This is a genomic window from Salipiger sp. HF18, assembly GCF_011806505.1.
Classification (GTDB): domain Bacteria; phylum Pseudomonadota; class Alphaproteobacteria; order Rhodobacterales; family Rhodobacteraceae; genus Salipiger; species Salipiger thiooxidans.
Map to the genome: position 1 here is coordinate 1 of NZ_JAATOS010000092.1, position 12,743 is coordinate 12,743.

Genomic DNA, 12,743 nt, shown 5'->3' on the forward strand with positions numbered 1-12,743 from the left:
CCGACCAACCCCGCCAAGCCGCGGCGCCTGATGATCGCGGCGGGCGCGGTGGCCGCAGGCCTGTTCCTCGGCGCGGCGATGGTCCTGCTGCTCGAATTCCTGCATCCGAAGATCCGGCAGCCGTCTGAACTGACCAAGAAGCTCGGCATCACGCCGCTAGGCACGCTGCCCTTCGTGGAGCCTCCCCGCAAGTCCTGGGGATGGGGACGGCGACGGTATGGTGTCGCCGCACTGGCGATGATCGTCCTGGCGCTGGTTACAGGGCTGCTGGCGGTCGACCAGCAGCTTCTGCCGCTGGAACAGCTCGCCGAAAAGATCATGGCCCACGCGAAGCTCTGAGGGGCCAATCGCCCATCGCTTCGCAACGGTGCACAAAGACAGAGAGGTCACGAGATGGACAAGCTACAGGCGGCAATCGCACAGGCACGGCAGCAACGCAGCGCGGGCATCGCCCCGGGCATCCGCCTTCCCGCCGACAAGACACAGGCTTGGGACGCGCTCGCCTCGTTCACCCCCGACCCCAAGCATCTGGAGCGCAACCGCATCGCGGTGAACACGCGCGGCCCAGCCCGCGCCGCGCTTGACCTGCTGCGTACCCGGCTGCTCGAGCTTGCGCAGAAGAACAGCTGGAAGCGGGTGATGATCACCTCGCCGACGCCGGGCTGTGGCAAGACCACCGTGAGCGCAGGGCTGGCGCTGGCGATCCAGCGTCAGGTGGAACGTCGCAGCGTGCTCATGGACCTCGACCAGCCCCGTTCCGGGTTGGGCCGCGCCCTCGGGCTGCGCCCCGAACACGACGTGACGGAACTGCTGTCAGGCGGGGTCACCGCCGCCGAACAGATGTACCGGATCGGCGGAAACCTTGCGGTGTCGGCCAGCGCAAAGGGGCACAACCGGGATTCTGAGCTGCTCAAGTCCTCGCGCGCCCGCGATTGCATCGACGAGATCGAGCGCACGTTCGCGCCGGACATCATGCTCTTCGACTCACCGCCCTTCTTCGTCAGCGACGATGCCATGGCGGCAGCCCACCTGATGGACTGCGTCATCATCGTCGGCGCGGCCGAGCAGACGACCATCGCCGAGATCGACGCCACCGAGCGCGAGCTGTCCCAGCACTGCAACATCGCGGGCGTCGTACTCAACAAGTGCCGCTTTGGCATAGAGCACTCGAACTACGACTATCACTGAGCGATCCGCGCGCCGGAGTCGCGACAATTCCGTTGCGTCCCCCTTGGATCGTTATGAAAGACGCATTTTGACTTGAATTCATAGGTTGCCATCATGACGAAGCCATTGGTCTCTATCGGCCTGCCCGTCTGGAACGGGGAAAAATACCTCGCCTGCGCCATCACCTCGATCCTTGAGCAGAGTTTTGAGGATTTCGAGTTGCTGATCGCCGACAACGCCTCGACCGACCGCACCGCCGAGATCGCCAGAGAGTTCTGCGCCAAGGACCCCCGGGTGCGCTACGTGCGCCACGCCAGCAACATCGGCGCCGCAGGGAACTTCAACTACGTCTTTCACGAGACCACCGGGCGCTACTTCAAATGGGCAGCCTACGACGACATGCTCGCGCCGGATTTCCTGGCGGAAACCACCGCCGCGCTCGAGAATGATCGCGCGGGCCGGGCCGCGCTCGCCTATCCCCAGACACTCCTCATCGACCAGGAAGGTACGCCGCTGGGGCTCTATGATGCCGCCATGCGCCGCGGCGGCCAGGCGCCCGCCACCCGGCTCGACGAGCTGATCGGACCCGGCGACCACACCTCGTCGCTCATCCATATGTGCTTTCCGGTCTTCGGCCTCATCCGCCGCAGCGCGCTTGAGACCAGCAGTCTGATCTCGAACTGGCCGCGTTCGGATCACCTTCTTCTGGTAGAGCTGGCGCTGAAGGGTGACTTTCTCGAGATCGAGCGGCCGCTGTTCCTGCGCCGCAGCCACGACGAGGGGTCGGTCATCTCGGCCGAGAAGACTGCCTCAAGCGGCACAGAGGTCGAGCGCAAGCTCGCCGCATGGTTCGATCCCAAGCGCGGCAAACGGTTCCCGGCGACCAATATCCGGCTCGGGCTCGGCTACCTGCGCGCAGCGCTCGTCACCCCGATGCCTGTACCGCAGCGGGCCCGTGCAACGGCGGTTGCGCTCGGCTGGATGCGACGGCACTGGCGGATCCTCAGCGGCGAGCTGAAACTCGTGCTCGCCGACCGGATCCGCCCGAGCTGAAGTTCGAAGGTCCGGGTCAGGTCGCGCGCCGCGCCCTGACCCGTGCCGACAGTTGCGAGCGCTCCTCGCGCGTCAGGCAGAACAGCGCCACCGTGGCGCAATAGGCGAGCCCTCCCAAGAATCCGCAGGACAGGAACCCGGCCCAGCCGTCGGCGAGGCCAGCGTATTTCAGCGGCAACCAGATGCAGAGCCCACCAAGTGATGGAAGCAGGCCTTTCACGACCGTGTCGCGCAGGAACTCCGACCAGCGCAACCCGGTGAGCTTCAGCCCCATCGGCCAGAACACCCCGAGCTGCCAGATGATGTGTACCGCCAGAACCGCAAGCGCGACTCCGAGGAGCCCGTAGTCGGTCAGGGTCAGCACGAGGAACACCCCGGCGGCGATCGCGAGCCCGGACAACACCGCGTGCAGGAAGAAGCTCCGCAACTCGCCCAGCGCGATGACCACGCGCGACAGCAGGCCCGAGGCGTAGGCGAAGGGGAAGGTCAGGAACATGATCTGCATCACCTGACCGGTCGCCGCGTGATCCGGCCCGAGGTAGAGTGTGATAAACTCCTGCGCGTAGACGATACCGGGGGTACCGATGGCCATGCTCAACCACAGCGCATAGCGCCCGCCCCGCGCGTAAGTCTTGCCCAGCTGCGGCAGGTTGCCCTGCGCCGCCATCGCCACCATGACCGGCTGGATCGGCGCCAGCGCCATGCCCATGACGCTCGTCATGCGGCGTTCGAAGATCGTGCCGATGAAGAAGCCGTTGACCTGTTGCGGGGTGCCGAAGAGGTTCAACAGGAAGATCGCCGCGCCCTGATGGATGAATAGTGCGACGCCGCCAAGCGTGGTCCAGAATCCGAAGGACAGCATGTCCCGCACTGCCGCAAGGCTGAAGCGATGCAGCGCGGGGCGAAACTCCGGCAGAATCCGCTGCGCCACGATGATGTTGATGACTGCGGCGGCCCCGGCCGTCAGGCAGGAGGCGAGCGGCACCCAAACGACGCTGGTGCTCACGCCGAAGAGGAAGGCGAAGGTCAGGCAGATCTTCAGCAGATTGAGCCCCACGTTGATCGCGTCGCGTAGGAAAAAGATCTGCCGGACCTCGTAGGCGATGGTGAAGGGCACCACGAAAACCGTGAGCGACAGCTCGATCAGCACGAGTAGCGCCATGATCTTCGCCTTGCCAAGCATCTCGGGGTCGATGCTCAGGAACCAGTCGATGTGCATGGCCCCGATGCTACCGACCAGCAGCAGCACCGCGATGAACCCCATGAGGGCGAAGACCAGAGAGGAGTGCAACCGCATCACCTCGTCCGGTCGGCCTTCGGAATAGGCGGTGATCACCGACCGGCTGAGCGCGCTGGCGTAGGACGAGATGATGAAGGGCACCAGCAGCAGGAGCATCGAAATCAGCGGGTAGATCGCGAACTCTTCGGCCGGCACGCGCGCGAGCAGATACTGGTAGAGCCAGAAGACGAAGATGACGTTGACCAACACCGTGCCAATGCCGCTCGCGGAATTGACCAGCACACGCAGTTTGCGGGGGGGAACCAGTGTCATGAACTTGTCCTGTACGCTTTCTCAGTCCCGGCCCGCCGCCCACCGCATCGGGTAGGACTGTGGCCGGATCAGCGAGAGCAGGGGGAAAATCGGCAGTCGCATCAGCCAGTGCCAGCTCTGCGCCCGGACCAGAAGCCCGGTGTGCCGCAAGAGCAGCCTGTAGCCTTTCGCTGGGCGGCCGGCGACAAAGGCTTCGCGGATGGTATGCGCAGTGCATTTGCCGAGGAACCGGGCCTTGGCGTCGGAGTCCCCCGGGAGACAGGGATAGCGCCCCTCCCCCTCCGCGCGCAGCATGCGTTCGAACCCTTCGAGGACGGAGGGGAAATTCGAGGTGAGGCTGTCGCCGCGGCCAACGTGATGCACCACAAGCGGGCGCCCCCCGAGAACCATGCACGGCCCGGCGGCGGCGGCGCGGAGGAAGAGGTCGGTGTCCTCGGAACAGCGGATGTCCGTGGCGTAACCGCCAAGGCCGGCAAAGACATCGGCGCGGACCGCGACATTGCACGAGCCGTAGCGCGTGCCCGGATCCCTTTCGACCGCTTCGAGAAAGCCCGAATGGCTGCGAGCGGTCATCGGCTCGGAACCGGTCGCGAGGGTGTCGCCATCCGCGGCATCCACGGTCTTGAGGAAGATCAGCGCCGGAGCTTCCGCCGTGCGGATCGCCTCGACGAGCGCGTCCAGCGCCCCGGGCAGCCAGTAGTCGTCGCTGTCGAGAAACGCGAGGTAGCGAGCATCCGTGGCCGCGGCCCCGGTGTTTCGCGCGGCTCCCGGTCCGGCGTTGGTCTGTGTGATCACCCGCCCCCGCAGATCGGGGTTGAGCGCCAGCGCCGCGCGGGCAGCCTGGGCACTGTCATCGCTCGAGCCATCATCGACCACGACGACCTCGACCGGATTGGGACCGGCGTACTTCAGACTGGCGATGGCACGTCCGACGGTCGCGGCACGGTTATAGACGGGGATGATGATGCACAGGTCGGCTCCGCTCATAGCGGGCACTCGCGGCAGCGCGGCGATGCACCGAGCCGCCCGTCGGGGAGACCCATTTCATGAATTTCGGAGGTGAAAAGCATGGTTGGCAATTCCGGTAACACATGTCCCTTGCCGGCAACGCCGAAGCGGACCTTGCGGGCCATCCGGACACTCGGGATCTACAAAATGAACTTTCGCCGAAGCGATATCAGGCAAAACAAAGCAACGACTCCGCTGCGCGGGATCGCTCCGAAACGCTACGCGAGGAGCCCGGACCCGTCAATGTTTTATGGTCTTTCCGGCCTTCGCAGGGCGTCTGGACATTGAAGATGCCGCGCTTTGCGAGACGGTCCAGGTCCGGCATCTGGAGGTGTATTCCGACAGAGACGAAACGAGGGCGGCTCGCTTCCGCGAACCGCCCCCGCTGAAAACTCTGTTGTGCCCCTGCTCCGTCGATCCTTCGATAGAGCAGGGGATCCTGTTGGCAAGCTCAGCCCAGGATGTCGTCCCAGAACAGCAGGCTCTGCGACGAGTCCGCAAGCTCGGCGTTGAGCACCAGCATGTCGGCCTCTGCAGCCACGTCGACCGTGTCGAGCACGCTGAGTTCGTCCGGGGTCATCGCCGAATTGAAGATCATTACGTCGGTGATCGACCCGTCGAAGACGTCGGCGAACCCGGCAGTCCCCTGCCGGCTGGCCCAGCCATTGGCCCCAACCTGAATGAAGTTGCCATTGTTTTCCCAGCTCGCGTCGAAGTCGGCCTGATCGACGATTTCGCCATCCATGGCGAGAGTGACGACGCTGCCATTGAACGTCATCTGCACCGAATGTTCGACACCCTCCGTGACCGACGTGGACAGCGTCTTGCTGCCGTCGTCGTTCTGGAAACGTGCGTAGAGATTGCCGTTCTCAATGTAGCTCGTGAAGTGATCGCCGTTTCCGGAGGCGTCACGGCTCACCAACCCGCCCGGGTTCCACACCTGGTCCGCCTCGAAGGTGAAGGCGATGGTGGCCTCGTTCAGGTCAAGGACGTCGCCCGGATCGAACTCGGTCACATCTGCCGGCTTCGAGATGTCTCCACCCTCGAGGTAGTACAGCATGTCGTCGAGCAGCGGCGGCGTCGCCCCACCTTCCAGCGAGTCGTCCACTCCGTCCGTAGCGGTTCCGAACGTGACCTCGCCGATCCGCCCGTCAAAGACGTTCGTGAAGCCCGACGCACCGTCCGCACTCGCCCAGCCGAGCGCGCCGACCTGAGTGTACTGGCCGCTCGCCGTCAGGTCCGCGACGAAGTCGCTTTCCGCCACGAGAGCGCCGTCCACGAAGAGGTCGATGCCGTCGCTGCCGTAGTCGATCGACACGTCGTAGAGCGTGCCCGCCACGACGTCGGCTTTCAGGACGGATTCGCCGTCGTCGGTCTGGAAGCGGATGTTCAGGTCGCCGTTCTCGATATAGGCGCTGAAGTGATCACCGTTGCCGTAAGCGTCCTGCGAAAGCAGGCCGTAGCGGCCCGAGATCGTGTCGGCCTCGAAGCTGAAGCTGATCGTGCCTTCCGCCGCGTTGAAGCCGTGGTCTGGCGCCCATTCGATGACGTCCCCCGCACTGGACATGTCGACCATGCCAGGGACCAGCGTGACCTCCGTGGCGTCGACAGGTTCTTCGGTCGGGGTCTCAACCGGCTCTTCCGTCGGGGTCTCGACCGGTACTTTGGTAGGCTCTTCGGTCGGGGTCTCCGTCGGCTCTTCCGTCGGGGTCTCGACCGCCGGTTCTTCCGAACCTTCGAGCATCGCATCAAGCTCTGCCGCGGTCATCGCGGTGTCCGTGATGGTGACCTCGCCGATGCTGCCATCGAGGATGTCGGTGAAGCCCGCCGAGCCGGATTCGCTGGCCCAGCCGTTCGCACCGATCTGGAGGTACTGGCCATTGCCCTCGAGGCTTGCGGCGTTTCCGCTCGAAGCGACTTGCTCGCCGTTCAGGAACAGGATGATGCCGTCCGGCCCGAAGCAGGTTGTGACCTCGTAGTCGGTCCCGGCCTCGATGCCGCTGAACGTCAGCGTCGTGTCAACACCGGCGTCCTGGAAGCGGACGCATAGTGTTCCGTTCTGGATGTAGGAGGTGAAATGCGCGCCATCGCCATAGGCGTCACGCGACACCAGACCGCTGCGCCCCGAAACCGTATCCGCGTTGAAACTGAAGCGGATCGTCCCCTCGGCGACGTCCCAGCCTGCGTCGGGCGCCATCTCAATCACGTCGCCAGCGCCGTTGATCTCGTGCATCCCGGCCGAGGCAAGAACGACACTCGCATCGGTCGGGGTGGCGGGCTCTTCCACACCGGGTTCTTCGACGTTCGGCGTTTCTGCGGGTTTTTCCGCACCGGGCTCTTCGACAGTCGGCTCTTCGACGGTGGGCTCTTCGACGGTGGGCTCTTCGACAGTCGGCTCCTCGACAGTCGGCTCCTCGACGACGGGCTCTTCGGTTCCGCCTTCAAAGGGCGTCCAGCCGTTCTCGAGCAGGTAGAGGAGACGCTCCTGAGCACCGTAGCCGGAGCCGAAATCGATGGCGGAACCGGAGACGGGAACGTAGTCCTGCCAGTCGAGACCGTCACCCGAGAGGATCTTGCCGAAATAGTCCGCCGCACCGGAACTGATCGAATAGACGTAGTTGTCGCCGACAATCGCGTTGCCCTGGTTAAGGATTCCCGCGGCCACGTTTCCGTCGACGACAACGCCGCTCGTGGTCGAGTTGACACGAATGATGCCGCCGCCGCCGCCGGGCCAAGGCAGGACGGTGTTGTTGAGCACTTCGATGCCGCCCGAGGAGTTGGCAACGATGATCGTGTTCGGTGTCCCACCCATGATCAGGTTTTCCTCGATCAGGATGTTGTAGCCGCCAATGGCGAGCGGCTGCATCCAGAGAGAACTGTCGCCGGTCGACGGATCGTCGTAGATCAGGTTGCCCCGGATCGCGATGTCGTGCGGCCAGTCCGCGCCGCGGGCGAGGAACTGGATCCCGTCGGCATGAGTGTAGGTGCCGTCAGGGTATTTTTGGGGCGCCGCGTCCTCGAGCGTGTTGTTCTCGATGGTTCCGTTGAACGTTTTCCCCACGATCCGGACGAGGTCATCGTTGATGCCCCCCGGCACACGACCGATAATGTTGTCGGAAAGATCGAACGTATCAACCGTATCGATTTGAATGCTGCCCGGAACGTCATTGCCTTTCAGCGTGATATCCTGACTGTAGCGCACATCAGACCAGGATCCGAGTTTCGAGTTCACGATCGCAACGTGCTGCGCATCGGATACGACCAGGCGGCCGCTCAACGAAACACCGTCGAAGGTCAGATTGCTTCCCGTGACCGAGAGGCTTCCGAACGCGGCACCAAGCGGGTTTGCCGCGGTAATCGTCACGTTCGACGGGAAGTCCGTCGCGATCGTCATGTTCCCGTAGTTGCCGTCTGCCAGGACGATGGTGTCACCAGATGAGACCTCGCTCAGGGCTTGGGCGAGCTGGGCACTGGTGCCCACGGTTATGGTTGCCATACTTCTTGCTCCATTCGTAATGGCCGAATCCGTCCCTACGGATTCAGAGTGTCACTGCCCCACGCCCGCAAAAGACCAGCTCCCGGTGAGAACCGGTCCTTTTGTCAGGACTAAAAAAACGGGGCTGAAAATCGTACCGGCACGAGCCCAATAACGATCGAGCTACGCGCCTACGGATACCAAAGGTATTGGTCACTCACTGAGGGCCACACGGTGGCCACCTTCTCAATGTCTCACGAAAGACTTAAGACTTGGTGACCACTCCTAGCACCGGCTCACGAACCTCGCAATTTGGCCTAAAGTCGGCGGCATATTCACGCCGAGATCGGTATGCGCAGCACACCGTTTTTCCGCCGAAATTGCGGCCCCCGGCCCCTGCGCATAGACACGGGCTAGGTACGGTGCCCATCATGTCCGAACTGCGCCGTCCTCGGTCAATCTTGGAAGCGATTGGAAACACATCCATTTGTATGCATACTAGGACCCCATGCTGCGGGCATGCCCGACCACCGCAGCGCGGCACGTCCTGGTCAAGGTCGAAAACTGATCAGCAACGCGCAAATCACAACACTCGGCAAGTTTTCGCCGCAGCGCAGCTAAACTTTGAGGCGCAACACTGGACCACGCCTAAGTGGATGAGACGTCGGGCAAAAAGCTGACGTTACGACAGATTCCTCTGGCAATGAGGCGGTCGCGATTTCCCGGACAGGTTTGCTGCGCTGCTAAGCTTGCCTGGTGATCCTGCTGCCGCCTTGAGGCCGGGGCCCTGATGGGCCTCGACCGGTGTCCTGCGCCCGAGAGCTGAATGCAGTCTGACCATGTTGTACAACTCTATCACAGACCACCCACGGGACCGAGGCGCGCGAGGTGCTCTCCCCTTGGCACCCCTGGACCGGGCGAGCCGTTCACGTGCACGACGTGATCTCGAAGGCAGGCTGGGCTGCGTTTCGCTGTAGCCTGAGCGGTATGTCGTCGGACCGACGGCTGGAGGTTCCCGTCTGGATGTTCGATCGGGCGGCCTGCCAGTGCTGGCAAGCCGGGGTGACGCCGGTTGCCTCAGTGGCGGCTTTGCGAGCTCTGGCGGCATTGCTGCACGATACGGCTGGCGTTCGTGATGGCGCATCGCAAATGCCAGGTTCGAGCGCAGCATCGAGCTTCCAACAGGCGATTCCGGGAGATGCCGATGCCACGCCGACCAGCACCACAACAGCTCGGGTTGTTCACCCGCCCCAGCGACGCCGATCCGGTCCCGGCGCCGCACTGGCAGACGTTGCCGGAGGAGGCGCGGGCGACGCTGACCGAACTGATGACCCGCCTGATCCTCGACCACGCCGCCGGCGCTCAGGCGCCTCGCCGGACGGAAGCACGACATGAAGCATGAGAAGATCAGTTCGCACCACCTGGAGCGCAAGGCGATCCTCTACCTGCGACAGTCCTCCGCCCACCAGGTGCTGCACAACCGCGAGAGCGGCGCTCTGCAATATGCGATGCGCGACCGGCTGGCGACGCTCGGCTGATCCTGCATCGAGACGACCGACGACGACCTTGTCCGGTCCGCAGAGGTCGGCCTTGCGCGGGCGGGCGGGCTTCGACCGGATGGTCGCCGAGGTCTGCCTGGGCAAGGTCGGTGCGGTCGCGGCGCGGGACGTGTCGCGCTTTGCGCGCAACAGCCGCGACTGGCAGCAGCTGATCGAGATGTGCCGGGTCGGGTCACATCCGTCAAGCCGGTGTAATGTCCCGGATGGCCTGAAGGCGTTATCAGGCGACTTTCGTTGTGATGCTGAGAATGGGGTCGAGCTCCTCCTTGTCGATCTGGGCGAAGGCCCCGACCATCCTGTAGCGGCTTGCCGTCTGCCACTCGTCATTCTGTTCGAAGAGCACCGCGCCGATCGGGCGCATGATTGAGGCCTCGTTGGGGAGTGAGGGCGTGACTGCAACCGATCTGAAGGAAGGCCCGAACGCCCACGACATCGGCGCGACGCTTCACCTCTTTGTTACACCTTTCCAATGAGTTGGTCGAGTTCAGCTTCGTCCGGTGCTGGCGATGAGTTGACATCTAGACCAGACTCTGTTGCACAAATCGGCTGATGATCGGGCTCCCCCTTTTCCCGGACGGAATTACCCACGGCCACAGGAACGGGTATGCCGAGCGCGGTGTAACCGTTCATGACGGCGATACGGACTTGGACTTCCGCAACCTGACGGTCGCAATCCCGGGCCATGAGGCGTTGGCCCAGCAGTTTCATACAGTGCATCCACTGACCGGCAGGGTATTTCCGAAGGAAATGTCCCGAGAGGTTTCGTCTCGACGCGGCTTCGGCGGTGGTACCCGGTCCCGTTTCGCCAGATGGCGCGACCGAGGTATTTCGACGCGCGAAGCGCCTCGTTGCGCGCGATTGCGCTTGCTGTCGTGGGTTTCCAGGGCCTGGCGTTCCTGCGGAGGTGAAGGGCGGCCCGGAATTGATCCGGTGGATCAATTCAGCCCTGAACGGGCGGAGCCCTGGGGGGATGACGGCATGTGCGCCGCGGTCGGCGATAGCGTCGTGGCACTTGCGCGTGTCATAGGCACCGTCGGCGGTGACGCTGCCGATCTGCTCATCCGCCGGGATCTGGCTGAGCAGATCGGGCAGAACAGGTGCGTCGCCGATAGGGTTTCCTGTGATTTCCCCTCTCGGCAGATTTGCCATGCAAATCGCCTGCCGGGCAATGAACGGCTCGGACGTCCAGTGTTTGCTCGTCAATCCCGAGATGGATCTTGCGCCAGACCCGCCGCTTGGGACCGCCATGCCTGCGGGCGTTCCACTCGCCTTCGCCCTCACGCTTGATCCCGCTGCACCTGCTGATCCCTCTCGGGACATTGCTGAGCAATGCACTGAGGGTCAACGGATCGTCAGAGAGCCACGGCATTTGAGCGCATCATTGTAAGTTGGCCAGTTCCTGGTCTTGTAGGCTGGGGGTGTAGGTTGGCTCATGGAACCCATGCTAGCATACTGGATTCACGAGATGAATCGCTCACGCGATTTGTGCAGCAGAGCCCTCCTAGACGGTAAGCGCCGAGCGCCGCCGAAGCAGCGCCAGTGACGGAGCTTCGACAAGGTGCCACGACAGGATGGCGAACATGAGAGTGATCGGCAGAGACAATATGATGTTCATCCCGGGTGTCATGGGACCGAACAGCCAAATCATCAGACCCTGCAATGGGAAGGCATAGATATATATGCCGTATGAATAGTCCCCGATCCGGTTGTATGCGAGAAGAGGCCCCCGCGGCACATAGGCCAACAAGAAAACCGTGTAGGCCAAGGCTGCGGTCTGCAAAAGTGAAGCTATGGCGGAACCGGCGAATACATAGGCCACACCCCATAGCCCGGAGGCTGCCCAAACCGTCATTCGAAGCCGGTCGCGAAGAAAGAAGAACAGAACTCCAATCGCAAATGGCTGCGACAACCTGTGCAAGGCGTCAATCTTTGCATGCAACCCCTGTCCGAAAACCGCGTATGCTGTCCACGCTACGGCATAGAGACCGAGTGCTGCCGCCATCTTACGTTGATTCCGAAAGGCGCCCAGAAGACCGATCGCCAGAACCCCCATGTAGCAGACAACTTCATGAATGAGTGTCCAGATTGACCCCTCGACGGTTGGATAGGGATTGGTCTCGAACACTCCGGGCAGAGTGTAAAGGGGCGAAACCAAGGCCATGTTTCTGATCATGAACCAACTCAGGTCCGGATCATTCAGATAGGTTGCCAGCGGCAGCGTCGTGACGAGTGGCCCCATGACGAAAGCGACAAGCAGAAGCGACACAAACAGGCCGGGAAAGAGCCGAAGGCTGCGCGCGGACAGAAAGGCGCCTGCATCTGGTCGACGAGAAAAGCTTGCCGAGATCAAGAAACCCGAGATCACGAAGAACACGTCGACTGCCCATGTTCCGAGAGATCGGCCCGTGAGACCTGAGAGAGGCTCGGGGGTTTCCCCTCCCAGCGCAATCGGCCATGCATGTGAGACAAGGACAGCGGTTGCGGCGATGGCACGGATCAGGTTCAGGTTGTTGTCGCGCCCTTGCGCCAGATCACCCAGAACCATCGCCGATGCCTCCATTGCGATGCTCAATGTACATTTTGCAAACCTTGCTAAATCTAATGGTAAGGGTATAGCCGACATCAACCGACTTTCCTAAGGTGGTTTGCAGCCTGTCACCAAAATTGGCCGATCTTGTCCTCCGGACAAGCGTCTTTGCAACGAGTTCCGTCCGCGGTCGAGCCAAAAGATGGAAGTCGGCGTATCACGCCGCGAATCGGCAGCGTCCGCCCAGAAGACACGGCGACCGGCGAAATCCGGGGGTTGGAATTCACATCTAGCCGCGAGTGCCCCTCTCGTGGGTGTGCTGCGCAAACCACTGTCGGGCAGTGGACAACCCCTTGCTCCCTGATCTTCTGGACCAGATCCCGGAAGGCGAGGACATCGGTA

9 protein-coding genes and 3 pseudogenes are annotated in these 12,743 nt (G+C 62.8%); 5 read left to right on the forward strand and 7 right to left on the reverse strand.

The genetic code is table 11. The features are described from left to right. The 3 genes and pseudogenes from HC022_RS10510 to HC022_RS10520 form a co-directional block, all read left to right on the forward strand. Positions 1–339: pseudogene (locus HC022_RS10510) on the forward strand (lipopolysaccharide biosynthesis protein); the annotation flags it as partial. A 54-nt stretch (positions 340–393) separates the two neighbouring features. Further along, positions 394–1,188 (forward strand): CpsD/CapB family tyrosine-protein kinase, encoded by a 795-nt coding sequence (locus HC022_RS10515; RefSeq protein ID WP_008886798.1) that lies wholly within the window; start codon positions 394–396, stop codon positions 1,186–1,188. A 93-nt stretch (positions 1,189–1,281) separates the two neighbouring features. Further along, the gene (locus HC022_RS10520) at positions 1,282–2,220 is read left to right on the forward strand and encodes a glycosyltransferase (protein WP_167452394.1); all 939 of its coding nucleotides are present in this window, start codon (positions 1,282–1,284) and stop codon (positions 2,218–2,220) included. A 16-nt stretch (positions 2,221–2,236) separates the two neighbouring features. On the opposite strand, the gene HC022_RS10525 is transcribed toward HC022_RS10520, so the two are convergent. The 3 genes from HC022_RS10525 to HC022_RS10535 all read right to left on the reverse strand — a co-directional run bounded on the left by HC022_RS10525 (position 2,237) and on the right by HC022_RS10535 (position 8,276). Then, positions 2,237–3,772 (reverse strand): hypothetical protein, encoded by a 1,536-nt coding sequence (locus HC022_RS10525; RefSeq protein WP_089957890.1) that lies wholly within the window; start codon positions 3,770–3,772, stop codon positions 2,237–2,239. Positions 3,773–3,793: 21 nt separating this feature from the next. Further along, a complete protein-coding gene (locus HC022_RS10530) occupies positions 3,794–4,759 on the reverse strand; it encodes a glycosyltransferase family A protein (RefSeq protein WP_167452395.1) in 966 nt (321 codons plus the stop codon). Between the two features lie 472 nt (positions 4,760–5,231). After that, positions 5,232–8,276 carry a LamG-like jellyroll fold domain-containing protein gene (locus tag HC022_RS10535; RefSeq protein ID WP_167452396.1) on the reverse strand — a complete coding sequence of 1,015 codons (3,045 nt, stop codon included), beginning with the start codon at positions 8,274–8,276 and terminating at the stop codon, positions 5,232–5,234. Between the two features lie 1,114 nt (positions 8,277–9,390). Here HC022_RS10535 and HC022_RS10540 point away from each other — a divergent pair. Together HC022_RS10540 and HC022_RS29085 are read left to right on the forward strand one after the other, a co-directional pair. Then, positions 9,391–9,657 (forward strand): hypothetical protein, encoded by a 267-nt coding sequence (locus HC022_RS10540; RefSeq protein ID WP_254885042.1) that lies wholly within the window; start codon positions 9,391–9,393, stop codon positions 9,655–9,657. Next, positions 9,647–9,793 carry a hypothetical protein gene (locus HC022_RS29085; protein ID WP_254885043.1) on the forward strand — a complete coding sequence of 49 codons (147 nt, stop codon included), beginning with the start codon at positions 9,647–9,649 and terminating at the stop codon, positions 9,791–9,793. The genes HC022_RS10540 and HC022_RS29085 overlap by 11 nt, the downstream gene beginning before the upstream one ends. Positions 9,794–10,034: 241 nt before the next feature. Here HC022_RS29085 and HC022_RS29090 read toward each other — a convergent pair whose 3' ends face one another. The 4 genes and pseudogenes from HC022_RS29090 to HC022_RS10560 all read right to left on the reverse strand — a co-directional run bounded on the left by HC022_RS29090 (position 10,035) and on the right by HC022_RS10560 (position 12,374). Then, positions 10,035–10,175 (reverse strand): hypothetical protein, encoded by a 141-nt coding sequence (locus HC022_RS29090; protein WP_254885044.1) that lies wholly within the window; start codon positions 10,173–10,175, stop codon positions 10,035–10,037. Positions 10,176–10,233: 58 nt separating this feature from the next. Next, positions 10,234–10,317: pseudogene (locus HC022_RS29095) on the reverse strand (transposase); the annotation flags it as partial. Positions 10,318–10,396: 79 nt separating this feature from the next. Continuing rightward, positions 10,397–11,248, reverse strand: a pseudogene (locus HC022_RS10555) (IS5 family transposase); the annotation flags it as partial. A gap of 67 nt (positions 11,249–11,315) precedes the next feature. After that, entirely contained in the window at positions 11,316–12,374 is a 1,059-nt protein-coding gene (locus HC022_RS10560) for an acyltransferase (RefSeq protein ID WP_167452397.1), read from the reverse strand. Positions 12,375–12,743 lie beyond the last annotated feature (369 nt).

Bases quoted from the DNA above. Each gene is read 5' to 3' on its own strand.
- HC022_RS10515 (WP_008886798.1), top strand. From the start codon at position 394: ATGGACAAGCTACAGGCGGCAATCGCACAGGCACGGCAGCAACGCAGC.
- HC022_RS10520 (WP_167452394.1), top strand. From the start codon at position 1,282: ATGACGAAGCCATTGGTCTCTATCGGCCTGCCCGTCTGGAACGGGGAA.
- HC022_RS10525 (WP_089957890.1), bottom strand. From the start codon at position 3,772: ATGACACTGGTTCCCCCCCGCAAACTGCGTGTGCTGGTCAATTCCGCG.
- HC022_RS10530 (WP_167452395.1), bottom strand. From the start codon at position 4,759: ATGAGCGGAGCCGACCTGTGCATCATCATCCCCGTCTATAACCGTGCC.
- HC022_RS10535 (WP_167452396.1), bottom strand. From the start codon at position 8,276: ATGGCAACCATAACCGTGGGCACCAGTGCCCAGCTCGCCCAAGCCCTG.
- HC022_RS10540 (WP_254885042.1), top strand. From the start codon at position 9,391: ATGGCGCATCGCAAATGCCAGGTTCGAGCGCAGCATCGAGCTTCCAAC.
- HC022_RS29085 (WP_254885043.1), top strand. From the start codon at position 9,647: ATGAAGCATGAGAAGATCAGTTCGCACCACCTGGAGCGCAAGGCGATC.
- HC022_RS29090 (WP_254885044.1), bottom strand. From the start codon at position 10,175: ATGCGCCCGATCGGCGCGGTGCTCTTCGAACAGAATGACGAGTGGCAG.
- HC022_RS10560 (WP_167452397.1), bottom strand. From the start codon at position 12,374: ATGGAGGCATCGGCGATGGTTCTGGGTGATCTGGCGCAAGGGCGCGAC.